Origin of the sequence: Shewanella corallii (assembly GCF_023349125.1) — a bacterium.
Lineage (GTDB): Bacteria > Pseudomonadota > Gammaproteobacteria > Enterobacterales > Shewanellaceae > Shewanella > Shewanella corallii.
Genome location: NZ_JAKIKT010000001.1, coordinates 97,988 through 122,546, shown reverse-complemented (window position 1 = coordinate 122,546; position 24,559 = coordinate 97,988). Strand labels below are relative to the sequence as shown.

22 protein-coding genes are annotated in these 24,559 nt (G+C 51.9%); 6 read left to right on the top strand and 16 right to left on the bottom strand.

Annotated elements, in window-relative coordinates; all coding sequences use genetic code 11:
- Nucleotides 1-3: 3 nt before the first annotated feature.
- A complete protein-coding gene (locus tag L2725_RS00540; protein ID WP_249247071.1) occupies nucleotides 4-975 on the bottom strand; it encodes an HlyD family secretion protein in 972 nt (323 codons plus the stop codon).
- Entirely contained in the window at nucleotides 965-2,461 is a 1,497-nt protein-coding gene (locus tag L2725_RS00535) for a TolC family protein (protein WP_249247070.1), read from the bottom strand. Before L2725_RS00535 ends, L2725_RS00540 begins: the two co-directional genes overlap by 11 nt.
- Before the next feature lie 366 nt (nucleotides 2,462-2,827).
- Here L2725_RS00535 and L2725_RS00530 point away from each other — a divergent pair, with 366 nt between their 5' ends.
- Nucleotides 2,828-3,457, top strand: coding sequence for a hypothetical protein (locus L2725_RS00530; protein ID WP_249247069.1), 630 nt, complete (start codon nucleotides 2,828-2,830; stop codon nucleotides 3,455-3,457).
- Between the two features lie 77 nt (nucleotides 3,458-3,534).
- Complete coding sequence (locus L2725_RS00525) at nucleotides 3,535-4,026, top strand: hypothetical protein (protein ID WP_249247068.1); 492 nt, start codon at nucleotides 3,535-3,537, stop codon at nucleotides 4,024-4,026.
- Here L2725_RS00525 and L2725_RS00520 read toward each other — a convergent pair.
- Nucleotides 4,023-4,601, bottom strand: a complete 579-nt coding sequence (locus tag L2725_RS00520; RefSeq protein ID WP_249247067.1) for a TetR/AcrR family transcriptional regulator — start codon at nucleotides 4,599-4,601, stop codon at nucleotides 4,023-4,025. The two genes, L2725_RS00525 and L2725_RS00520, sit on opposite strands and share 4 nt — an antisense overlap.
- Nucleotides 4,602-4,748: 147 nt before the next feature.
- Here L2725_RS00520 and L2725_RS00515 point away from each other — a divergent pair, with 147 nt between their 5' ends.
- Nucleotides 4,749-5,789, top strand: coding sequence for an alkene reductase (locus tag L2725_RS00515; protein WP_249247066.1), 1,041 nt, complete (start codon nucleotides 4,749-4,751; stop codon nucleotides 5,787-5,789).
- A 204-nt stretch (nucleotides 5,790-5,993) separates the two neighbouring features.
- Here the strand turns inward: L2725_RS00515 and L2725_RS00510 are convergent, their stop codons facing one another.
- Together L2725_RS00510 and L2725_RS00505 are read right to left on the bottom strand one after the other, a co-directional pair.
- Nucleotides 5,994-6,401 (bottom strand): VOC family protein, encoded by a 408-nt coding sequence (locus L2725_RS00510; protein WP_249247065.1) that lies wholly within the window; start codon nucleotides 6,399-6,401, stop codon nucleotides 5,994-5,996.
- The gene (locus tag L2725_RS00505; RefSeq protein WP_249247064.1) at nucleotides 6,401-6,997 is read right to left on the bottom strand and encodes a glutathione S-transferase family protein; all 597 of its coding nucleotides are present in this window, start codon (nucleotides 6,995-6,997) and stop codon (nucleotides 6,401-6,403) included. Before L2725_RS00505 ends, L2725_RS00510 begins: the two co-directional genes overlap by 1 nt.
- Nucleotides 6,998-7,078: 81 nt before the next feature.
- On the opposite strand from L2725_RS00505, the gene L2725_RS00500 reads away from it, so the two are divergent.
- On the top strand, nucleotides 7,079-7,996 hold the full coding sequence (locus L2725_RS00500; protein WP_249247063.1) for a LysR family transcriptional regulator: 918 nt from the start codon (nucleotides 7,079-7,081) through the stop codon (nucleotides 7,994-7,996).
- Between the two features lie 114 nt (nucleotides 7,997-8,110).
- Here the strand turns inward: L2725_RS00500 and L2725_RS00495 are convergent, their stop codons facing one another.
- The 4 genes from L2725_RS00495 to ppiC form a co-directional block, all read right to left on the bottom strand.
- Nucleotides 8,111-8,659 (bottom strand): sugar O-acetyltransferase, encoded by a 549-nt coding sequence (locus L2725_RS00495; protein ID WP_249247062.1) that lies wholly within the window; start codon nucleotides 8,657-8,659, stop codon nucleotides 8,111-8,113.
- 117 nt (nucleotides 8,660-8,776) lie between these two features.
- Entirely contained in the window at nucleotides 8,777-9,139 is a 363-nt protein-coding gene (locus L2725_RS00490; protein WP_249247061.1) for a hypothetical protein, read from the bottom strand.
- Between the two features lie 122 nt (nucleotides 9,140-9,261).
- Nucleotides 9,262-11,715, bottom strand: a complete 2,454-nt coding sequence (locus L2725_RS00485; protein ID WP_249247060.1) for a TonB-dependent receptor — start codon at nucleotides 11,713-11,715, stop codon at nucleotides 9,262-9,264.
- A gap of 343 nt (nucleotides 11,716-12,058) precedes the next feature.
- On the bottom strand, nucleotides 12,059-12,337 hold the full coding sequence (gene ppiC, locus L2725_RS00480) for a peptidylprolyl isomerase PpiC (protein ID WP_248933907.1): 279 nt from the start codon (nucleotides 12,335-12,337) through the stop codon (nucleotides 12,059-12,061).
- 287 nt (nucleotides 12,338-12,624) lie between these two features.
- On the opposite strand from ppiC, the gene L2725_RS00475 reads away from it, so the two are divergent.
- Nucleotides 12,625-13,116: a GNAT family N-acetyltransferase gene (locus L2725_RS00475; protein ID WP_249247059.1), complete on the top strand. Its 492-nt coding sequence runs from the start codon at nucleotides 12,625-12,627 to the stop codon at nucleotides 13,114-13,116.
- Between the two features lie 470 nt (nucleotides 13,117-13,586).
- On the top strand, nucleotides 13,587-14,270 hold the full coding sequence (locus tag L2725_RS00470) for a hypothetical protein (protein WP_249247058.1): 684 nt from the start codon (nucleotides 13,587-13,589) through the stop codon (nucleotides 14,268-14,270).
- A gap of 139 nt (nucleotides 14,271-14,409) precedes the next feature.
- Here the strand turns inward: L2725_RS00470 and tldD are convergent, their stop codons facing one another.
- From tldD to mreC, 7 genes are all read right to left on the bottom strand, one after another.
- Entirely contained in the window at nucleotides 14,410-15,858 is a 1,449-nt protein-coding gene (gene tldD, locus L2725_RS00465) for a metalloprotease TldD (RefSeq protein ID WP_249247057.1), read from the bottom strand.
- A gap of 30 nt (nucleotides 15,859-15,888) precedes the next feature.
- Complete coding sequence (locus L2725_RS00460; protein WP_249247056.1) at nucleotides 15,889-16,746, bottom strand: carbon-nitrogen hydrolase family protein; 858 nt, start codon at nucleotides 16,744-16,746, stop codon at nucleotides 15,889-15,891.
- The gene (locus L2725_RS00455; RefSeq protein ID WP_249247055.1) at nucleotides 16,670-20,953 is read right to left on the bottom strand and encodes a YhdP family protein; all 4,284 of its coding nucleotides are present in this window, start codon (nucleotides 20,951-20,953) and stop codon (nucleotides 16,670-16,672) included. Before L2725_RS00455 ends, L2725_RS00460 begins: the two co-directional genes overlap by 77 nt.
- Nucleotides 20,953-22,461 carry a ribonuclease G gene (gene rng, locus L2725_RS00450; protein WP_248933902.1) on the bottom strand — a complete coding sequence of 503 codons (1,509 nt, stop codon included), beginning with the start codon at nucleotides 22,459-22,461 and terminating at the stop codon, nucleotides 20,953-20,955. Before rng ends, L2725_RS00455 begins: the two co-directional genes overlap by 1 nt.
- A 149-nt stretch (nucleotides 22,462-22,610) precedes the next feature.
- Entirely contained in the window at nucleotides 22,611-23,195 is a 585-nt protein-coding gene (locus L2725_RS00445; protein ID WP_283164150.1) for a Maf family protein, read from the bottom strand.
- Nucleotides 23,195-23,683 (bottom strand): rod shape-determining protein MreD, encoded by a 489-nt coding sequence (gene mreD / locus L2725_RS00440; protein ID WP_248933900.1) that lies wholly within the window; start codon nucleotides 23,681-23,683, stop codon nucleotides 23,195-23,197. The genes L2725_RS00445 and mreD overlap by 1 nt, the downstream gene beginning before the upstream one ends.
- Nucleotides 23,680-24,549 carry a rod shape-determining protein MreC gene (gene mreC / locus L2725_RS00435; RefSeq protein ID WP_115138296.1) on the bottom strand — a complete coding sequence of 290 codons (870 nt, stop codon included), beginning with the start codon at nucleotides 24,547-24,549 and terminating at the stop codon, nucleotides 23,680-23,682. Before mreC ends, mreD begins: the two co-directional genes overlap by 4 nt.
- Nucleotides 24,550-24,559: the final 10 nt, after the last annotated feature.

Genomic DNA, 24,559 nt, shown 5'->3' with positions numbered 1-24,559 from the left:
GAATTAAAGTGGCAAAAGCACAGACATGCCGGCACGCAAACCGTCAATCGGCGCCTGCGGACGCAGCTCTACCTCAAAGGTTCGCATATCAAAATCGTGTCCGGCCTCAGTCGCACGCCAGGTAGCAAAGTTACCCATGGGGCTGATGTAGCTCACCTTAAACTCAGCATCTTTATCCAGGGCGGGGATATGCAGCTTGAGGGTTTCACCCATTTTAAAATGCTTGAGCAGATCTTCACGCACCTGCATCAATGCCCAGCTGTCCTGCATATCGGTCAGACTGACCACAGGGAAACCTGTTGGCGCCAATTCGCCTTCAAACAGCAAGACTTCACTGACTTCACCACTGTGAGTCGCACGCATCTGGCTGTCTTTCAGCACAGATTCCACCTCATTAACCGCCCCCTGAGCCATCATGGCTTTACCCGCAGCGGCAGCCTTGGTTTCCTTACGTGCGCCTTCCTGTGCCATCTGATACATAGCCAGCGCAGCCTGCTCGGTATACTTTGCCGCTTGCCACTGGGTGTAGGCTTCATCGCGCTTTTGACGTGGCAGCACGCCCTCATCAAACAGGTTCTCTACCCGTTTGAAAGTAGTTTGAGCCAGCTCAGCACCGGCTTTGGCTTTCTGCCACTGCTCTTTGGCCGCCATCACCTGCTGTTTACGGGCACCGGCATCAGCTTCATCTTTCAGTGCCAGCGCAGCGTCGCGCCCCCCCTGAGCCTGCATCAATTTGGCATTCAGCTCAGGACTATTGATGGAAAAGATCAGGTCACCCTCTTTCACCACATCACCACGGCGTACCATCACCTGCTCAATGCGACCGGCCACTTTAGAGGAGACATGGTATTCACGGGCTTCAATCTGCCCCTGTAACACCACAGGCTTGGGACTGTATGCCAGTTTGATGCCGTAGCCGAGCACGACAACCAGAGCCAACAGGGCTACCAGAGCCAGGATTCGGTTAGCGCGCATTGTGATTCTCCCCATCTTTGTGTTCAGTCTTGTTTGGTGTAATCGAAGCTGGTGTGACCGAAGCTGGTGTGACACCGTGAGTGCCAGTCAGGTTGCTTCGGGCAATAAATTCATCCAGTTGGCCGGACACGGCCATCAGGCGGGCATAGGCCTGCACATATCTGTAAGTGGCGGCCAGTTGCTGTGTTTGCACCGCAGTCAGCTTAACCTGTGCGTCCACCCGCTCAATGGAGGTGGACATCCCCTGATTAAAAGCCAGCTCTCGCAATCTCAGATTCTCTTTAGCCAGTTCCAATGAGGTATTCAGTGAGGTGACCTCTTCCCTGGCTTGCTCCAGTTGTCGATAGCTTTGATCGACCAGCAGGCTTAAGTCCTGACGGGTCTGGGCCTTGGTGTATCTGGCCTGCAATAGCGCACTCTTGGCAGCCTCGACCTTATCGCCCCGGCCTGAGTTGCTGATAATTGGCATCTTGATGCCAACGCCGACCAACCAGTCCGGCTCCATTTTGGAGGCCAGGCTGTCATCTTCATAAAGTGTGTAGTTACCGTAGAGGAATACGGTGGGCATATACTGGCTCTTCTCCACATCCACCAGGCCCTGAGCCTGAGCTTCTTTGGCCTCAAGCAGTCGCAGCGCCGGATGTTGAGCCAGTGTCAGTTGAGTTAGCTGAGGCAGGGAAGGATCGGTATTGAGCATAAACAGATCTGATCTGGGATCGGCCTGCTCCAGATGCAGCATACGATTGAGAGCAATCCCCGCCATTTGATATTGGCGCATGGCACTGGCTGCATTGACTCTGGCATTGGACAGTGCCACTTCGGCATTTAAACGCTCGACCTTGGCAATCTGCCCCTGCTGCTCCAGCTTAATGGCATGCTCCAGATGCTCGCTTAACGCATCCACCAGAGCCTGCTGGGTTTGCCAGGCCTTGTGAGTGACGATAACGCCGTAATATCTGTCCACCAAGGTGGTAAAGAGATCCCGCTTAGCCAGCTCAGCAGCCTGTTTCTGCTCTGCTACCTGCGCCTTTTGAATGCTTTGTGCTGCCGTAATTTTACCGCCGGTATAGATAGGCCACAGCGCCTGCAGACTGGCGCGGAAAATATCCTGCTCGGTAAATGGCGTCACCATAGGCAGGCTTTCCAGCAAACCAGCAATAGCCGGAGGAATAGGAACTGGCAGGTCACCGCCATTAAGAGAGGCCAAAGGGTTGAGGTCGCGAAGATCCAGCTCCACCGGCTTGTCCAGATGGGTATAGCTGCCGGTGATCCCCACGGTGGGCAAATCCAGGGCTTCACCGCCCCGCTTCAATGCCTCTACCCGACTGAGGTGAGCCTCATCGGCTTTGAGCTTATCGCTGACTGTCTGCAGCTGCTCCCAGGCTTTATCAAAGCTAATTGTTTGCTGTAGCCCGCTTTGCGCCCCTTGCGTAGCAAAAGACGGCAAAGGCAACAGCAGACAAAGTGCCAGAATCGTTAATCTCACTTGTATCCCTCATCTTTGGCAGGCTTGTTGGAAAGTGCGAATGCAGAGTTTACGCCAGTTAAATATCATCCAGAATAAGACGGCGAAACTTTGCTGCCGGATAATACACAGAGCGCAGCATATCCGTCCCGGAGTCAGACTCATACGCCCAATGTCGGCATTCATCCCAAAAAAATTTAGAGCAAATACTCTAAATGGGTGAAATTCTACACCTAATATCGCAGGAAATGTAGTTTTTATCAGCGTTCTGTGTAGTTAATTTAATCTGTCACCGCCAATGACTTACTCAACTACGACCAAGAGTCTCAACGCCATCAGGGGATCAGTCCGGCTTTAACTTTGCAGTGAATTCTGTAGATTAGTTCCTTGATTAAGACCACAACCAAAGAGGGAGTCGCTTTGGATATCGATTCCATCGGCAAGCAACTGAGCCAGATAATAACCAGCGGTATGGTAAATCACTTTGCAAACATCCACAGTGATCTGCAACAGGATGGCTTGTATGCCTATAGCCTTTACTGCGCCTCGGGCTTTTGTGCTTTTGGCATCGCAGCGTCGACCCATAAAAGTCTGATCGCGCTGAAACGCCGAATAAGACAATCTGAAGCCGAACTGCTGGAAACCCTTGAGCAGCATCCGGATCTGGCTGCCAACTATTTACAGGTTTCAGATCTGCAGATAGAGATGAGCGCACCGGATTGGGACTATCTCTACAGCAATATAGATGAGTTCAATCCACTTGATGATCTGGTCAGTCAGATACGTGATTACGGGTTACAAACCCATGATGAAGAGTTCGATGTGAGTGCCTTTATCAGTGAACATCTGGTCTTTGGAATCAAGGCGTTTCAGGCCAAATGCGCCACTGGTGAACTCCTTACCGGGCTTCAGTTTTCAGACCCTTCAATAGAAGAGATGGAGATAAGTGAAAACATCTCCAGACAGGTCAACAGCGACAAATGGCACAGAAAGGTATTGGCGCTGAATACGGAATAACGCTACTCTCCCGCCTCTTTACACCTTGGGTATCAAGTCCTGCCAGAGACGAAATAATCTTCGTCCGATTTCAATTCATGTACAGTCAAAACGCCCTTATTGAACTTTTGCATATCCAACTGGAACTGGGCCACGGTCGCAGCCAGCATATGCGCCACTTTATCGACCAATACTATTGCTACCAGCATGGCCTGGTAACTTCATCAGGAAAGGCCAACTGGAGCAAACTGCTTTGGCACGGCTATGTGTCATCGCTGGCTGTGTTGGAGTCAGACAAAAAGCAGCTGGTCAAAGAGCATGTGGTGCCCTTGAAAGTGATAGTTGAAAAACTGATTGCGCTGAGTGCAGACAAGGCTCCCTCACTGGAGGAGATAGCTGCCTGTATCGACGAGAATCTTATCTTCGCCACCATCACCAAAGAGGAAGATAAACGGCTGAGAGATGCCAAACTTAACAGCAGAATGCCCGACGGTTACTACCAGGCGGGGCATTCACTGTTTAACGACAAATTCGCACGCTACAGGGTGGCTAATATCCAGCTCACCGAGTGCCAAAACCAGAGCAATTAACTGCGAATATAATCCATCAATTGCCGGGCAAGGCCTGCCAGTGCGCCCTTTTCCGGCTTGGTATGAGCATAGGTACGCATACCGTAAATACCCATCACCAGAAACCGCGACAGGGCCTGGCAATCTTTGTTCTTTGGGATTTCTCCCTGTTGCTGTGCCAACTCAAGCTTATCGGTAAAAGCAGCCTGCCAGTCGGTCAACATGGAACCTATCAGGGCTTCCACTTCCTCATCCTGATGGGAGAGTTCACTTAACGCCTTTTGCAGCAAACAGTCACGTATCTCATCCCGCTCGCACTCATCCAGCACACAGGCAAGATACGCCTCAACCCCCTCCAGCACACTGGCCTTATCGGCAAAGAAAGTCTCAAACTCAGCACCGCGCTCAGCCCTGTAGTGGTCCATCGCTGCCAGCAGCAAACCGCGCTTATTGGTAAAGGCGCAATAGATAGACCCCGGATGCAAGCCGGTAGCCTGCTTCAGGTCCTGCATACTGGTTTTGCCGTAACCCTTGCAAATAAAGGCATCCATAGCGGCGCGAAGCACCTGCTCACGGTCAAACTCTGCACTGCGCATTGTGACTCTCTAATCGGTTCGAATATCAGGGATTCTAACTCAAATCCCGGCCTGATTTGAATGAGTGCTCAAAAAACATCTTGAACGTTCATTCAAGATAGTCTAATTTGAATAAGCATTCAATAAATATCCCAAAGGCAAAGAAGCATGGACAACTTATTTCAACCTTACGCCCTCAATGACACCCTGACTCTGCAGAACCGCATTCTCATGGCACCACTGACGCGTTGCATGGCAGATGAAAACCTGGTGCCCACCCAGGCCATGGCAGACTATTACGCCCGCCGCGCCGATACCGGCCTGATTATCTCTGAAGCCACCATTATCAGAGCCGATGGCCAGGGTTATCCCAATACTCCGGGATTATTTACCGCCGAGCAGATCCAGGGCTGGCGCAAGGTGACCGATGCTGTGCATGCCAAAGGCGGCAAGATTTTCGCTCAGTTGTGGCATACAGGCCGGGTCGCGCACCCTCACTTCTTTGGTGGCGAATATGTGCTGGCCCCATCGGCCATCGCCGTGGAAGGTACAGTGCCCCGTATGCGTGAGCTGGTGTACACAGTGCCAAAAGCCGCCAGCCATGAAGAGATTACCAAACTGATTGAGGACTACAGTCAGGCCGCAGCCAACGCCATAGATGCTGGCTTTGATGGAGTGGAGATCCACGGTGCCAACGGATACCTGATAGATCAGTTCCTGCACCATGCAAGTAACACACGTACCGATGAATATGGCCAGACGCCGGAGAATATGGCGCGCTTCCCGCTGGCAGTAGTGGACGCTATCAGTAACCGCATAGGTGCCGAGCGCACCGCCCTGCGGGTATCTCCCGGTGCTTACTTCAATATGGGCACAGACGCCCGTGACCGTGAAGTCTTTGATTACTTCATTGCTGAGCTGGAAAAGCGGGAATTGGCCTTCCTGCATCTGGGCATCTTCGATGACAGCATGACATTTGATTACCTTGGCGGTACAGGCTCCGCCTACCTGAGAGCCAACTACAGCAAGACGCTGGTAGGTGTCGGTGGTTACAGCGCCGAAACCGGCAGCCAGGCGATTGCCGATAATAAATTCGACCTGCTGGCCATTGGTCGTCCGCTGATCGCCAACCCTGACTATGTGGCGAAAGTTAAGGCTGGTGAAACCCTGGTGGAATATTCAGATGAAATGCTGGCGAGCCTGATTTAGCAACGAAAACCCGTCAATCCCGACCTTTTATTAAGCAATCACTAATTTTGCTGACTGGGGTTCACAATTAGCGACAGTAAAGGAGATGTACTGCGTCATCCCTGCTGATAACACTGTCGCTGATGATTTATTTACCCCTCTGCCCGTCGTGGTGAGTATGGCTACCCTCGCGGTCTCTCACCCGGCGTGGCAGTTTTTTTCTGATTAACCCAGTTCATTAAACTCAAGCACAGTGCCATCCGGATCCCGAATAAAGCAAACCAGCCGGCGTTCACCGATCCTCTTCGGCCCCTCGGTAATATCGATATTGTGTCTGGCAAAAAATTCTGTGGCTCGCGCCATGGAATCAATCACCCAGGCAATATGGGTAACTCCCGGGTACCTGTCCGGTAAATCCTGCAACAGGTTAAATCCCTGCTGCCGGGTTGCGACCCCATTGAAGATCAGATTCACCCTGACACCTGCAGTGTTCTCCATCTCGCAGGCATTAAACTCCGGCAGCATCAGGACTTTGTCAAAACCCAACTTACGATAAAAGGCCATCGATGCCTGTGGGTCTTTTACACGTATCCCCACATGGTCAACCTCAATGATCTCGATGCCCAGAGCCATCACTCAATTCCCGGCATAGAAACAAATCCATCCAGACTCCTGATATCCCCCATCCATCTCATCAGGTTGAGATAGGGGGCAGCATCCACGCCTCCCTGATGCATCAGAGCCATGTACGGATAGCAGGCGATATCAGCTATGGTTGGGCCGTTTCCCACCAACCATTTGTGGTTACTCAAATGCTCATCGAGGATCGCCGCGCAAAACTCAGCCCTCTCCCTGGCCAGTCCCACATTCAGATCAACCCCAAAAAGGTCATGTAGCCTCGCATCATTTGGGCCTCTGGCAATCTCGTTGGCGGCGAATGATAACCACTGCATCACCTGGGCTTGAGCCTTAGCGTCCTGTGGCCACCAGGCGTGTAACACGTGCTTTTGTGCCAAATAAACCAAAATGGCCTGGGAGTCTCTGAGCAGAAAGTCGCCGTCCTCAAACAAGGGGATTTGCCCCAGAGGATTCATCCCCAGAAAGTAATCTGACTTGTGCTCTCCTCCCATGTAATCCACTGCGTATACTTCCAGCGATAACTGGGTCAGGGCACAGAACAAACGCACCTTGAAGCAATTACCGGACAACTCCAGATCATAGAGTTTCATTAGCCGCCCTCCTTCTAATGGATGATTGAGCTTTCTCTACTCTAGAAACAAAATGATTTTTGGAACATTGGGAGAAATGCAATGAGCGATTGCAATAATGCAGAGCTGAATTGGGATGACCTCAGGATATTCAATGCCGTGGTGAGCGCTGGTACCCTATCGGGCGCATCGGCACATCTCAAGATCAGCCACTCTCAGGTTTGCAGAAGGATATCCAGACTGGAATCTGTGGTTGGCGTTCCTTTGATCCGACGAACTGCCAACAGAATAACCCTGACAACAGACGGTGAGCAGCTGAGTCACTTCGCCGCACAGATGGAAGAGCAGCACAATCAGATTCAGTTTTGGATCAAGCAAAAGCAGTTGGCTCAATCAGGTAATCTGACCATCAACTGCTGTGATATCGCCCTGCCAACCCTTTCTGTGATTGTTGGCAAGCTGAACAGCGCCAATCCGGACATTCGCTTTGATATTAAGGTGAGCCCGGTGCACGAAGACCTCAGATTGGCGCACACAGATATGGCGATACGGGCCACCAACTCCCCTGATGAGTCACTGGTGGCGATCCGGCTTAACGATTTCACTCTGGTTCCGGCAAAAAGCAAACACGCCAGCCCACAGCCTGACACCTGGATTGGGCTCAACAGTACTTTCTCTCATCTGCCGGCTGAACGCTGGCAAGGCGCACTGAAACACAGATGCCATAACCAGATTAAAGTGGATTGCTATATGGCTGCGGCCCAGGTGATACGTTCCGGCGCGGGCATAGGTCTGTTACCGGACTTTATTGTTGAAGACGATGTTGAACTGCAAAGTATCCCCTCGACCGACCCTTTACCCAGCTGGACTCTGTGGCTGGTTTACCATGGCTCACAAATAAACAACGCCCTGGTGCAGACGTTTGCCCGTCAGTTGAAACAGCAGTGGAGCAAGACGATGGAGGGCAGCCTTAACCCAGCCAGTACAAGGGGAAATACTGCGACGGGCACCGATAGTTAATATAGGAATGCCTGCTATTCTGGAGGCTGAGTCTTTGGACAGCAAAAAGCCCGTGGTTTTACCACAGGCTTCAACTGAAAAGTACCGGACAACTTGGGGATATCGCGGTATGAGCTATGCCAGCTGCTTAATCACTTTGGCCGGAGTCCCACCCACCAGAGAGTCTGGCGGCACATCGCGGTTGACCACTGAATTGGCCGCCACGACAGAGCGGGCACCTATAGTCACGCCGTAATGAATCACCGCATTGCCACCAATCCAGACATCATCCTCTACCGTGATAGGCTTACAAAAGGTGGCCCAGCTGCGACGCTCAAGGTGATTCAGGGAGTGAGAAGCTGTGTAAAACTGCACATTGGGCCCTACCATCACATTGTCACCCAGAGTGATGGGCGCACCATCCAGCATAGTGACACCACAGTTAAGGAAACTATTACGACCTACACGAATATTTTTGCCAAACTCACAGCAAAAAGGTGGGCGGATCAATGACTCCTCCCCCATAGCCGCCAGCAATTCAGCCAGCAGAGGCTGAGCCTTATCAACGTTGCCGCACTGATTTATCTCATGCACCTGGGCATACGCACTATCCCGCAGGGCACATATCTCAGCATCGCCGCCATCAAAGGGCTCGCCATTCATCATCTTTTGCAGTTCTGTCATTCAGGGTACGCCGTTTATTATTGTATTCAGGGTGAAGGCAAGGGTTGAAGCTTATCGGATACCGCACTTAGCCACACCAATTGTTCCGCTTATTTCAGCATCTGACACCTAAAGCTATCAGTACCAATTATCTTGCTGCAATTGAGAAGCGCAGTAATGATTGTAAACAAACTGGCCATTACTTGTATCCCGGCAACGATACTCGCCGCTGCCAGGCAGATAGTCCCAAGCGGCATCATAATTACAATAATAGCCTTTACACGATACGCCAGAGTAGCTTGAGCCACCTCCTTGAGAAGCACCATAGGCGATCGCTGCAACACCGACAATGGCTACTGGCAGCATAATAGTATTGAAAAGGCTAAATTCTTCGCCGTAAGCGAGGTCCTCTTCACCTGTGTAAAAGTTATGAGTCGTTGTACAGCCGGACGTTGTAAGAATTAAAGCCAGGCTGACAATAATGGCTCTTGTTTTAAGCACAATAGTTAGCAGTTAAGAAAAGGGCCGGCGATTTTATTCTCACCGGCCCCCTGGTAAATTGACTTAAAACAAATAAAAAAGCCTATGGTATTTCCATAGGCTTAAGTATCCCTATTCAGGAACTAGAGCATATAAGTGAAAGAGACACTCAAATTGCGCTCTTCTCCGGGTAAGCCACCGAGGAACAAGGCTTTGCTGTAGTACTCCTCGTTGAGCAGGTTATCCAGGTTGGCACTGACCTTCCAACTGTCCGCTTCATAGCTGACGGCCAAATCCACCACAGTGTAGCTGGGGATATACCCATTCGGGATACCGAACGCGGCAGATTCAGCTGAACGCTTATCCACGTATTCAGCCCCCAGGCTCATTTTGATTGGACTTGTCAGTGCGAACCAATCCGCAGAATAGGTCACCCAGGCACTTCCCGAAACAAATGCACTGCCCTTGGGGCGGGTGTTATAACTGCTGCTGTAGGGATTATTTTTCAGACGGGCATCCTGATATATGCCATTAATGTTGAACTTCCACTGCTCATTGATAAAGGCATTCACATCCACCTCTACCCCTGTGGTTTCATCCTTACCATCGTAATAATACTGAGGTACCTCAGGGCCTGAAATGCCGTCCTCAAATTCAGGATTGGTGTAACGTAAGTTAGCGTTTGCTGACTTGAATACCACCAAAGAGCCTAATATTTGTTCATCAAACAGCTTATAGCGAACCCCCAAATCATAGCTTAATGATTCAGCATCTTTTCTGTCATTGCCGTCCCCCACCAGAGAGCCGGTAATGCTGTAGGCCGTGCGCCCTTTTGAGTGGTTGGCAAACAAGGCGATATCGTCGGTAGGCATGTAGGTCACGCCAAGATTGTAGGTCATACCATTGTCAGAGGTATCTGCTTCCGGTCTCGGCGCGGCCTGGCTGGCACGGTATCTGGGGTCTATCCCAAGGTGTTGGTATTCCTGGTCGATATTGTTGAAGGCGACCCCCACCCGGGTGGTAAATCCATTGCCAAAGTAGCCCACATGCTGCACACCAACGCCCCAGGCAATCACCTTCTTGGTATTATTTGTGGTTAGCAGAGGGTCGTAATCTTCAAAGTTCCCCTGTGCCCAATTGGGGTTTCGTATGTCGTAGATATAAGGCAGTTTCCCCTGATAGGTAACATCGCCCTGCTTATTCTTCAGTTGGTAATCCCCGTCCCAGATACTGTAAGACCTGTTGCGCATATCCCTGTTTTCATAATTGGCATTCAGCAGTATTTCGTTGTCGACTTCACCCAATTGAAAGTCGTAACGCAGGTCAGCAAAGTACTGCCAGGACTTCTCAGTCGCGTCAGTATTACGGTACTCCTGACGGCGGGCAGCAAAGGGATATAACACGCCATTTTCGACCAGAGGGCCTCTGGGATCTTTGTTGATGGTGCCCCTGCGATCCCAGTACACATAGTTGTATGCGCCGGTTTGGCGAATGTAGTCAGACTCAAACTGCCGGTACTGCAGCTGCTGATTCAGGAACAAAGAATCGTCAAAATAGAGGGTGTGGGAAAGCTTAACCCGGGCCTCTTCGCCCTTATTGGCCTCAGCCATCGGCGAAATCAGCCCTGTGCCATTCAGGCGGTAAGGGGTTAACCCATCACCGGGAGCCAGCGAGTCAGCCAGCTGTTTACGCTGCGCCTCAGTCAGCTGGATCCCTTCCCCTTTTGGATCATTGATCAGATCCTCCCAGGTCACCTCTGACGCCGTTTTTCCGCCCACAGAAGCAGAGTTAAAAATACGGATAGGATCACCAATGGAGTCCACAGGGATAGAGTCATCGATATAAGCAAATGAGATCAGCAGATCCTGCTCATCATCCACCAGGTACTTGAGTGAGGTATAAATCTCGTTTCTGTCGACACCCAAGCCTCGGTAGCCATCACTTTGCTCACTTTTGGCGACAACACGGTACGCCAGGTTTTCGGTAATGCCCGCCGTGGAGTCGATCGCCAGCGAATAGGTATCCCATTGCCCCACCTTAGCGGTGATTTCATGGTTGGAGATAAACTGAGGCTTCTTTTCAATCAGGTTAATCACACCGCCGGCGCTGCCGATGCCATACAAACCTGTGGCAGGCCCTTTGAGCACTTCGATGGACTCGACATTGGTTAGAGAGCGAGTCGGGTTAAAGGTATTACCCAACCCAGCGCCGCCATACATACCATCATAGGTATAGTTGGCGCCCAACCCACGTATCAGCAAATTATCACCAATCCCATAGTTATTACCGGCCTGGGTTAAGCCACTGACATTTCGAATCAACTCCTGAAGGGTGTCGGCCCCCTGAGAATTGATCAGTTCGTTATCCACAACCACCACGGGGGCCGGGGTTTCCATCAATGACATATCTGACTTGGTCGCCAGACCAGACTCAGTGACTAACTGATTATGCCGGCCATAAACGGTAATTCTCTCAACATCAGGTTCAGCTTGTGTGGAGCGGGATTTATCAGCTGGCGCGGCATCAGCGACAGACAGCGGAGAGATTAGCGCGCTGACGACAGCCAACCCGATTGAAGAAGGTGTTAAACGAGGCATTTACTGGTCCTGAATTTAAGAGATTACCAACAATTTAAATCGGAATCATTATCATTTAGGTTGCCATTTATACTTGCGATAACAAAAATGTCAAGTTTGTATGACCAGGCAACACAGGTTTCGATGGCGGCTGTTCAGATTGTGAACACTGAGGTGTGTTTAAGTGATGATTTCAAGGCATAAAAAAACCGCAGCTTGGCTGCGGTTTGTTACCAGTCAGGCATGCTTAAACAAGGTTAAGCATGGTGACTTTTGAGGGGTAGCCAACCAATTGGCAGGCTGAGTTCAGGTTCGGTATAAAACCTTGAGGGGATGATCATTGCCAGCAATTCGGCTGGTAAATTTAAGTTCTGTACAACACCTTTACCACATGCCAGCCGAACTTGGTCTTCACCAGATGTGGCGTCAGCAACTCTCCAGTAAAGCAGACTTTATCGAATGCAGGCACCATCTGCCCCTTCTTGAACTCACCCAGACTGCCACCCTTCTTGCCCGATGGGCAGGTGGAGTGACGCTTGGCCAGCACATCAAATTTCGCCCCGCGCTTGAGCTGTTTAATGATGTCCTCGGCAAGCTCCTGATGCTTAACCAGAATGTGTAATGCTGCTGCAGTTTTTGCCACGATGAAACCTGTGAATCTTGGTCGTAATTGGTGGGGATTATACCCGTACCATAGGCCTGAGACGACTCTAAACACACTTGATATGGCGCAACAACATTTAAGCCAACAGCTCAGTGATGATAGGTATTCATGGGCTCAATCAGTAAACTGACCTAGAATAACTGTACATTGTATGGCCACCAATCCCACTCTCTCTTTAGGTAACACGCCGCGTTAACCATTGGTTCTAATCGAGACACAGATAAGCAAGAATATGCGCATTAAGATCCAGCTGTAATGGAGAAACCATGATGAATATAGTGACCGTTGATGACAACAATGCCCATGTGTATGCCAACTTGTATCAGGGCTATGGAGCTGAGTTTTCCAGAATCATTGACGACAAACCGGACGCTAATGGCGTGTTTGAAATCTATCCTCAACTCAAGGGCAGTGTAACCGGCTACTTGCTCTACCTCGAAGGCATTCCTGCGGCGTTAACCGCAATTGATGAGAAGGCGCCTGCGACCTTTGAAATATGCGATTTCTATGTGCTGCCCTGCTTTCGAAAAAACAAAGTTGGTAAGCGGTTTATCTCAACCTTATTTGAGCGTCTGGGAGGGTCATGGGAAATCAAGCAGGTCGCTGGGGCTGATCACGCCATTAGCTTCTGGCGGGATGTGGTCAATGACTATACCGCGGGCAACTATGTCGAAGATGTTTACCAGGACAAGAAGTGGGGCACGGTGACAAGACAATGTTTTACCCACCAAAACCTGCCTGCCGATCAAGATCGTTAAGCGGGTAGCTTGGCAGACTTGCCTACTATCGCGGGTCTGCCCTTCACGCGCCTAGGGGCTGTTAGTTGTTAGGCAAGCTGCGCTTGCCAGAAAGTCGTGGGTCTCCAACCCACACCCGGGTCAGGGGCCTTGCTCGTCCAACGCCCCTAACAACCCCAAGGACGCCCCAACCAACGCTGACAACTCCTCAGGCTTATGTCGAAAATTGACTAACGTGACAAACGCTCGTCCATGATTCGACTGTCACTGCTTCGGCATCCATGCCTCGCTACGCCATTTTCCACAACACCTTCAGCAGCGTCGGACGGGGACAGGAGTGTTCCGCTAGAACTGAGTAAAAACATGCCTATCCAAATTCTATGGAGAACACTATCTAGAATGACTTCAATTTCCCCATATAAATCAAGTGACAAGATGATTTCAAATACATAATCTCAATCTCCATGAACTTCGGAACTCAGGAACAGCGCATGTCAAAGGACGAATTAAATCTAATTGCAATGGTAATTGGGTTTCCACTACTGCTTATTTTGACAATTTTTTATTATTCGTCCCCTCAGTTTTCTCAGTGTTACCGATGCCATAAACAAATTAGCCATCGAAAACAAAAGCGCTATTGGGTCAACGTTGATGGCAATAACCATGCGCTTTGCAGCTCATGCTTCAAAAAATCACAGAAGTGTTCTGTACCCATCACCCAGCCAATTAAGTCCGGTCCAACATCGACAGAGATGTCACAACCAGTGCGTCAAGACTGGCATGGAGGGGATTTGAAGTCGTTAGAAAAAGCACTCGTATTTGAACGTAATGACCTTGAGAGACATTTCATTCTGAATGCCATAGTCAATCTGACTTATTGCGACAGAAAGCTGAGTATTAGCCGCCAAAAGTGCATTGAAGCGTCAAAACAAAGTATTTTAAACACTCCAAAAGTTTTGCCGAATTTAAAACAAATTGCAGGGGTTACGCCACGAGTTCCCTCTTTTCAATATCTGGCAACCATCTATACCGAAGATGGAAAATTCCTAGAGGCGATTGAAGTTTGTAAAGAAGCCTTAGCACTTGGGCTAGATGATGGGACGAAAACAGGCTTTCAAGGTCGAATAAAAAGAATACAAGCTAAACAACAAAAACATGTGAGATGTGTTGGATAGAACTATCAGACAATGGCCGGGAGAGATTTTCATTCCTCGCTAGGCGCCAGCAACGACGTGTAGTCCGCTACACGAGGCGCTGGCAACAACGCGAGGGGAGAAAATAGCCCCGGCGGTTCAGGCTAGCTCAACCCAAAGATCAAGCCGTGCCCCCAACAGTTAACAAGTCCAACTTCAAAGTAGGCTGACCAACACCGACTGGCACACTTTGTCCGTCCTTTCCGCAGACCCCGACGCCCTTATCCAGTTCCAGATCACTACCCACCATAGAGATCTGCTTCATCGCCTCAGGGCCATTACCAATCAAAGTTGCGCCCTTGATTGGCTGGGTGATCTCGCCGTTCTCAATCAGATAGGCTTCAGAGGCGGAGAATACAAACTTGCCTGAGGTGATATCCACCTGGCCACCACCGAAGTTAGGGGCATAGATACCCTTCTTCACAGAGCCAATGATCTCTTTTGGATCGGACTGACCGGCCAGCATATAAGTGTTAGTCATACGTGGCATAGGCAGGTGCGCATAGGACTCGCGACGACCATTACCTGTCAGGGCTGTGCCCATCAAGCCGGCATTGTGCTTGTCCTGCATATAGCCCTTGAGGATACCGTTCTCAATCAGCACAGTCTTCTGAGTCGGGGTACCTTCATCATCAATGCTCAGGGAGCCACGGCGGTTCTCAATAGTACCGTCGTCCACAACTGTCACCAGCTCAGAAGCCACCTGCTGGCCGATCTTACCGGAGAAAGCACTGGATCCCTTACGGTTGAAGTCGCCTTCCAGACCATGGCCCACGGCTTCGTGCAGCAGCACACCCGGCCAACCAGCACCCAGCACCACTGGCATCTCACCGGCTGGGGCATCAACGGCAATCAAGGCTACCTGTGCCTGACGCACAGCTTCGCGGGCGTGGGCAAAACAAGCTGGCAGGCCTTCGACATCCGACTCCATAAAGATTTCATAGCCATGGCGACCACCGCCACCGGCAGCGCCACGTTCACGCTTGCCATTGTCTTCCATAATCACTGAGCAGTTAAAACGCACCAGAGGACGGATATCCGCGGCCAGAGTACCGTCGCTGGCTGCCACCAACACCTCTTCATGCACCCCGGACAGGCTCACAACCACCTGAATAATGCGGGAGTCCAGACTGCGGATGTAGGCATCGGCCTGACGCAGCAGGTCGATCTTCTTGTCCTGCTCCATGGCGGCAATTGGATCGGCACTGTCATACAGGGTATGGACACCACGACGTTTCCACGCCTGCACCTTGCCGGTACTGCCACTCTGGGCGATACCGCGGGCGGCAATGGCAGCAGATGTCAGGGCTTCCGGGGTGATATCGTCGGCGTAGGCAAAACCTGTTTTCTCGCCGGTAATGGCGCGCACACCCACACCACGTTCGATGTGGAAGCTGCCGTCTTTGATAATGCCATCTTCCAGCACCCAGGATTCATGACGGCTACCCTGGAAATAGAGATCAGAAAAATCAATCTGGTGCTGATGGATCAGATCCAGATACGACTGCAGATCGTCCAGCTGCAATCCTTGCTGTAACAGACTTTGTCCTACTTGCGTTAGAAATGGCATTGACTCTCTCTTTAATCCACTTGGGATAAGTTACTTGGTGGGCGCAGACTTCAGTTTCGGCGCCTCAAATCTATTATGGCTGACGATGGGCATGGCACGCCTGACTCTGGTCAGCTCTTCAAAATCCAGTGTGGCTTCAACCCAGCCAACACCTTCCGCCATTTGGGCCAGAATTCGTCCCCAGGGGTCGACAATCATGCTCTGTCCCCAAGTTTCCCGACTGCCCTGATTGTGGCGTCCCCATTGGTCGGCAGCAAGAATAAAGCACTGACTGTCCAGCGCTCTGGCTTGAATAAGGGTTTGCCAATGGGCTTCACCTGTTACGGCGGTGAAAGCGGAGGGCAGTGCGATAATCTCTGCACCGGCAAGACGCAGGGCGCGGAACAGGTCCGGGAAGCGCACATCATAACAAATTGCCAGGCCGAGGCGGCCAAATGGGGTATCGATAACGCTAATCTGCTCGCCCGGACAAAAGGTGTCACTCTCACGGTAGCTGCGGGTGCCATCGGCAACCTCAACATCGAACAGATGCATCTTGTCATACTGTCCCTGCACACCGCCCTGATCATCAAACAGGTAGCAGCGACTGTAAACCCGGCCATCCTCAGCAAGAGCAGGAATGGTACCGGCAACCAGCCACACCTGAAACCTGCCGGCCAATTCAGCCAGCGCCTGTTTCAGTTCGCTCATATGAAGACCGGCAGTCAGCTCACCAGCATGGGCAAGCTGTTCCTTTTCGTGACCACCAAACAGGCAGACGCACTCGGGCAGCACCACCAGATGTGGTTCTCCCGATAGGGTTTGCAATTGATTAAGCTGCGATTCGAGCTGCCTGAGATTGTCCTTTACATCCCGGCTGCTCTGGCACTGCAGCACACTGATTTGCATTACTCACTCCCTGTACTTTTCCCTTAACGGGGAAATGCAGCAATTTTACTGTGGTATCGCCCCCGGACTCCACGGGCTCAGTCTCATTCTGAGTTTTTGGCTCCACAGGTTTGTCACCTGTATCAGGCTGTGCGGCCTGTTTACCTTGAGGCGTTCCTTCCTCTGTCGGCTGTTCAGTCACCTGCTGCTTTGGCAGCACAGATTCGGGGATCTCAATCTCCTTGCTCTTGCGCTCCAGCTCTTCCAGCTTGGGATCGGCCATGGTCCCTGTGAGGCGGAAGCGGATTTCTGAAATCACTTCAATCACAGGCTCAAGCACCTTGGTCAGCGCAAAGGCACCGATACCCAGAGTCCAGGCACTGGTGCTGAGCAAGACCACAGTGGGCACACTTGACGCCAACTGTGGCACAAAGCTGATGTCATAGTTCAGGCTTTCGGTCCGCAGGTCAGTATAACCCCGAACTTTCATATTACCCGCCACAGCTTCCATCTCGGTGTCTGTGGTTTTAATCACACCATTGTCTATCTGCAGCGTACCACCAAAAGAGTTGAAATACAGTCCCTTACCAAATACATCCGAGAAATCCAACGACAGCTTACGCAGCAAAGAATCCAGACTGAACAGGGAGAAAATACGTGCGCCTTTATCGCTGATCTGGGACAGATGCCCTTTACCAAGGTCAAACTTCACATCCCCGTTAAGGCTGGCCACTGAGAAATTGTAGGGTGCGCCCTGCCAGTTCAGGTTGGCCGTCATATCAAGCGAAGCGTCCTTTACTCCGGGATCGATACCCAGGCGTCCGGTCAAAGCATCAAACTTACTCGCCTTCAGCGTCAAAGAAAGATCAGTCAGGTTCTGACCATTTATGTGGAACCAGTTACCTTTGGCCGCCAAGGTGGCGTCCGCTGAGCTCAGTGACAGCGTCTGGATCTCATATCCCTCTGCCGAAGGTGTACCCTGCAACACCAGGTGGCCAAGGGGTTTATTGTCATACCTGAAATCATCCACATCGGCAGCGATCGGCGGTAACTGGGTTGCCCCCAGCGGCTCAGATTGTTCGCCAGTTTCTGACTTATCTTCAAAGGCCGACAGATACAGGCGGGATGCCACCAGTTTCAGCCCCTGATTGTGCCAGTCCGGATAGAGGTCCACATGACCGATAAACTGAGGAGACTCACCTTTAATACGCCAGGCATTGGCTGTCGGCGCAGCATCAAGTTTCACTTGCTGCAGTGTTTGCCCCAGCAAACTCAGACTGGTCACTTCGCCTGTGATGGCCTGCAATGATGGAAACAGTGGCCTGGATTCATTCCCGGCGACGTCAGTCGACTCACTTGATTCAGTTAAAGCAGTCTCAGGTGTCTTATCTGTCTGTACGGTTTGAATCGGAGCGGTCTGCTCTGCAATGGCAACACTTTCACCAGCGACTTCGGGACGATAGGTCACTGGCTCAGAGGGTTTCACCGGCACTTGGGTGCTGCCACTCAGATTCACCTCTGTCGCTGGCACTGCGGGCTGCTCAGGCAGGAAGCTGTTTATCACAGGCATCCACTCATCCATACTGGCAGAATCCAGCGCCAGTTGGATATGGCCCCCCTGACGGCGCAGTTGATCGCCGGGACGGAACAGGCGGCCGAGCAGCAGGTCGTAATAGGCAAATCCTGAGCCGGAGGCAGCATCAAAGCTTCCCCAGAACTCAGCTTTATCACCCAACTTCACGCTCAGATTGGTTTCCTTGTTGTCGCCAATCAACTCAGCGCTCAAAGAAGCCTTGTCATCTGCCGGTTTGGCAAAAGGCGCTGGCAGCATAAGTTCAACGTCTTTAAGGTCTGAATCCACCTTGGCCTGCAAACGATAACCGGTTTGATCGAAGATCATGGTCAGTTTGCCATCCCAGTCGGCACTGCCTTTATAGTTATTACTTAAGGGGTTATCCAATACCTGTGGTAAGGCATCCAACTGCCACTGACCGGCCAGATTCAGATCCAGAGCATACTCATCGCCTCTGGATTCAGTGGTAAAGTCCAGTTGCAGCGGCTGGTCATACAGCAGAGCCTGCAGCTCAGGAGCTGACACCCTGTCATTGTTAAAGGCAACCACGCCTTTTACCTTTTCCAGCTGAATGCCGGGCTTACTGATAAACAGCGGATTGTCTTTAAGGGTTACCCAACCCAGAATCGCTTCCTCACCACCATCGTAGAGCGGAATGGTAAGGTCCAGCTTCACCCCAATATCGCCGCTGAGCTGCACCACATCCAGTGTCGAGCTGACAGACTCCAGCGGAGACTGATTGATCACGGCTACGCCATTATCAGCCTGAGTGTTAAGGTCAGCCTTCACTCCCAGCACCACTTTATCGCCCATATTGGGAATAAAAACATGGGCGCCTTTGGCGTCGACATCCAGTAACTTGCCCTGTTTCAACCAGAGATCCATGCGCAGGTTTTCAAACAGGGCGTAAAGGCTGAGATCTGTGACTCCCGGCCAGTCCGGTTGGAATTTGAATTCGGCATCATTAAGGTGGAACCCGGCCTGGAATACCCCGGAGTTATCCTTGTAAGGGAAGCCCGACAGTTCGCCGTTCCACACCACTTTGGCATCGGGGCTGTTGCCTTTTTTCAGGGCGTCAGCCAGGTAATCCACCAGATCCTGCCCCATGGCTTCCACCGGGTAATAACGATCTGCATGGGCGGCATTCTTGATCTGTAAGTCTGCTGACAGGGCCAACAAGGGCTTATCAGCAAACTCGAGGCGAGTATCTGCAGCCAGACGAATATCCGGGTTATCCAGCACCAGTCCGGGCAACATCAGGGTTTTGCTGGAGCTGTTGAACTGTCCCTTGAGCTCATCCAGCTCAAAGCTCAGCGGCTTGGCAAACTCGCCGTCAAAATCGGTAATCAGCTGCTGCTTTGGCAGCTGGAAGTAGAGCTGTTCATTCTGCCAGCCCAAGGTGGCCGTCAATGACTCGATACCCGGAATACCCTGAGCTGGCTTCCAACCCAACTGCTTGATATCCACTTTGGCCACAGCTTGCTGCCCCATAGGCCAGTAAAGTGCCAGCGGGCCAATTTCACCATGGGGCGCCATCGCCTGCCATTGATACAACTCATCCAGGGTGACCCCAGGTACCAGAGGCAACAGCGGCAGCAAGCGCTGAGCCAATAACGGCTGCGACTCCAGATAGAAGGCATCATCTTTGCGGGTCAGGCTGAGCTGAGGATCAGGCCAGTTGTCACCATTGGTTTGCAGACTCAAATCATGGGTATACATCTGCCAGCCCCGGGCTGATGGCACCCAGTTGATCTCCCCCCCCAGCACTGTCAGCCGCTGAACTTCTTTATTCAGTTGCCATTCCAGATAACTGGGAGCAAAGGCCATCATGCCTGAGGTGATAGTGCGGTTGCCCAGATCCAGCCAGGCTTCAAAGTTAACCACGCCTTCCAGCGGCAAGGTGGCTTTGGGATTGTAGGGGTTGGGACGACGGGATGCCCATTCGCCAAGATCCAGCGCCCGGGCCGCAAGATAAGCCTGACCTTTGAGCGTGTCCGGACGGTTGCCATCGCCGTTGAGATCGACCCTTAGGGTCAACAGCTCTTTATCTGACGCATCAGCATCAAGATACAAAGCGCCCTGCCCCTGATGGCTTGCGCCACTGTTCAGCCAATGCAGGTCTTTGAGGTAAATCGGTCGGTAATCATGTTTGGCGCTGATAAGGTCCAGTGACAAGCCAGCAATGGAGAATCGCTGCAGCTGTTCCAACAACAATCGATACAACCAATCCAGGTTGGTATCACCGCCACCGCTTGAGAGAGACTTGAGTCTGTCGATATCCAGCTTGACCGCGACGCCGTCAAACAGCACATCCTCTACCTGAGGACTCAGTGTCATCAGGCTTTCCCAGAAGTCCAGTTTCACCTGAACCTGCTTCACATCCAGCGCCAGTGGTAACTTATCCTGCTCAGGCAGTTGCAGATCTGTCACCGTCAGGGCCGGGCCGAATGCCTGCCACTGAGCCTCCAGACGGCCAACTTCGAGGTGAATGCCGTAATCCGCTTCCAGCATATGCACCAGATCCTGACGCACCTCGTCCAGCTGAGGCAGCAAGCCACGGATCAGGCTGACCGTCAGGGCAAACAGCACCAAGGCCGCGGCCAGGGTAAAGCCGCAGAATCGGGTAAACTTTGCAAAAGCGGAGGACTGGCTCACTACACCATTACCACGTCATATTTATCCTGCGCATACATGGGCTCGCTGTGAACCCGAATGCGCTTGCCGATATAGACTTCAAGCTCGGCAATTTGCTGTCCGTTGTCACTGGTCAACTGATCATAGACCGCTGGCGAGCAATACAACATAAACTCATCTACTTTGTAGGCGTGATCCAGGCGAATAAGTTCCCGTAGAATCTCATAGGAAACGGTTTCCACCGTTTTGATGCTGCCGGTACCGCGACAGGCCGGGCACTCTTCACACAAGACATGCTCCAGACTTTCACGGGTACGTTTGCGGGTCATCTCCACCAGGCCCAGACCGGAGAAACCACTGATATTGGTCTTCACCCTGTCCTGAGCCAGCGCAGACTGCAGCCCATCCAGCACTCGTTGCTTATGCTCATCATTCACCATATCGATAAAGTCGATAATGATGATGCCGCCCAGATTGCGCAGGCGAAGCTGCCGGGCGATAGCCTGGGTCGCTTCCAGATTGGTGTTGAATATGGTGTCTTCAAGGTTACGGTGACCCACAAAGGCCCCGGTATTAATATCCACAGTGGTCATGGCTTCGGTCTGATCGATAATCAGATAGCCGCCTGATTTAAGCTCCACCTTGCGGTTCAGCGCCCGCTTGATCTCGTTCTCAACATCATAGAGTTCGAAAACCGGTGACTTGCCCGAGTAGAGTTCAATGCGACCGGCCATTTCCGGCATAAACTCGTTGGCAAACTCCATCAATTCGAGGTGGGTGGTTTTTGAGTCCACCTGAATACAATCCAGCTCAGTGCCGACAAAGTCACGCACAACTCGCACCTGCAAAGGCAGATCCTGATACAGCAAGGCGATACCGCGACGCTTACGGCGTTCACTGACCTTCTTCCACACCCGGCGAAGGAAAGCCGCATCCTGTGACAGCTCCTCTTCACCTACACCCTCAGCCGCGGTACGGATAATAAAGCCGCCATCGTCGTCCACATGGGGCAGTGCAATCTTCTTCAGACGGGCACGTTCCTCTTCGGACTCGATACGCTGGGAAACACCCACATGGCTGGAACCCGGCATAAACACCAGGTAACGGGATGGCAAAGTGATATCTGTGGTCAGGCGGGCGCCTTTGGTACCCAGGGGATCTTTCACCACCTGCACCATGATGTCCTGGCCCTGACGCACCAACTGAGCGATGTCGCGCACCACAAAGTTGCCTTTTTCTACATCGGCAACACATTCAGTGTGGGGAACTATGTCGGAGGCGTGCAGGAAGGCAGCTTTATCCAGGCCGATATCCACGAATGCAGCCTGCATACCCGGCAGTACCCGGGTGACCTTACCTTTATAGATATTGCCCACCAAACCACGCTTCATACGGCGTTCAATGTGGACTTCCTGAAGGACGCCATGCTCGATCAGGGCAACCCTGGCCTCAAATGGCGTTACATTGATAAGCAGTTCTGAGCCCAGTTTGCGGGCAGTTTTTAAATTATTATTGCGGCTGCGATCCACGACTCACCCCTGGCGGGTGCCCAATTGGGCTGTCAAATTCAATCTATTACGGGAATACCGGCGGTGTTGGTCTACCGGTGGGGAACTCACTGCTCCAACCCATACTGGTTGTAGTCAATTGTGCCGTGATTGCTCGCAAAAGCCCACCATCACAGTACAGAAAAGCGTTTCAACAGATTTCTGGTTTCTACCAAAGGCAACCCCACCACGGCGGAGTAACTGCCCTCAATCGCCTCAACAAAACTGCCACCTATGGCCTGAATACCGTAGGCACCGGCTTTATCCATAGGCTCTTTGGAAGCGATATAAGCCTGAATATCCTTATCGGACAGCTCGCAAAAGCGCACTTTGGTGCACACCAGTTCAGACTCAGTGCGTTCGCCATTGGTGACGGCCACAGCTGTCATCACTGTGTGCTCACGGCCAGACAGACTGCGCAGCATAACGGCGGCGTCCTGTTCATCCACCGGCTTGCCAAGAATGGTGTCATCACAGACCACTATGGTGTCTGAGCCCAGCACCACAGGCGCATCAACACCAGCGCTCAATGCAAGCCCGGCACTGGCTTTCTCACAGGCCAGACGCACCACAAAGTCTGCGGGTGCCTCGCCTGAGCGATGGGACTCGTCAATATCCGGCGCCACCAGCTCAAAACCATCATGGTCAGCAGAGAACAGTGCCTGAGCCAGCAGCTCACGACGACGGGGAGAGGTGGAAGCCAATACCAGAGTCATTATCTCACCTTATAGTGGCGTCGCAGTCGACGCAAAATCATAAATACCCAGGGCCATAGCAATAAACTGGCGACGGCAGGCAAAAACAGGCTGATGTTAAAGTGGGCACCATCAATCACAAACTCGGCCCAGAACACCACCAGATGATAGAAGCTCACCAACAGTGCCACCACAAAGGCCTGCTGCCACAACGGGAAGTTACGCAGCCTTTGGAAGTGCAGCACTACCACATAGATCACCAGAGAAAACGCCAGTGCGCGGATACCCAGCACAGAGCCGAGCAGCACATCCAGGGCGATTCCCATCATAAATGCGGTGAGAATATTGTATCTGTGGGGCAAGGCCATAGACCAGTAGATAAGTACCAGCAGCAACCAGTCAGGGCGCCAGGCCTCAACCAGATTGGGCAAGGGCATAATCTGGAACATCAGGCCCAGCAACATAGTCAGCCAGGCAACCGGACGGCCGTGTGCAGCCTGGTAACTCATGATTTCACCTCAGCATCTTTATCTGGCTCTACAAACTCAGTGGGAGTACCGGTTTCAAGTTCAGGCCAGATAAGCAAGACATAACGGATCCGGTCCAGTGCCGCCAATGGGCGGGCCAATACACTGGCATAGGTCTGGCCATCATCTTTGATAACCTGAGTCACACGGGCAACCGGATAGCCTTCCGGGAATCTTTGTCCCAGACCTGAAGTTACCAACAGATCGCCGGCTTTGATGTCGGTACTCTTGGCTACGTGCTTGAGTTCGATTTCATCCAGCACACCGGTACCATTAGCCACCAGACGCACGTCGTTACGGGTCACCCGCACCGGCAAACCATGGCTGGCATCTGATACCAACAGCACCCGGCTGGTGAGTTTGGACACCTGAGTCACCTGACCGACAACACCGAAGGCGTCAACCACCGGCTGACCGACAAACACGCCGCTGTCACTGCCTTTATTCAGCACCACATAGTGACGATAGGGATCGCTGGCGACCTCCATCACTTCTGCCACCATCTTGCGGGCGTCCATATGAACAGGAGATCCAAGCAGTGCGCGCAAACGGTCGTTTTCCTGACGCAGCTGTTCAAAGCGCTGCAAACGCTCGCTCATCAGCAGTTGCTGACGCATCAGCTCTTTATTTTGTTTTTCCAGCATATTGCGGGTCGCCAGACTTTCGGCTGACCAGTCCAGCAACAGGCCGGGAACATTAGCGAGATACTGCAGCGGGCTGAGAAATGAAGACAGGGACTGACGAACAGGCTCAAGCCTGTCGTTGGCCAACATGAGTGCCACCGACAGCACAATAGCCAGTGTCAGCCTCAGTTGGATTGAGATACCGCGAACAAAAATGGGTTTCATAGAACAGCAA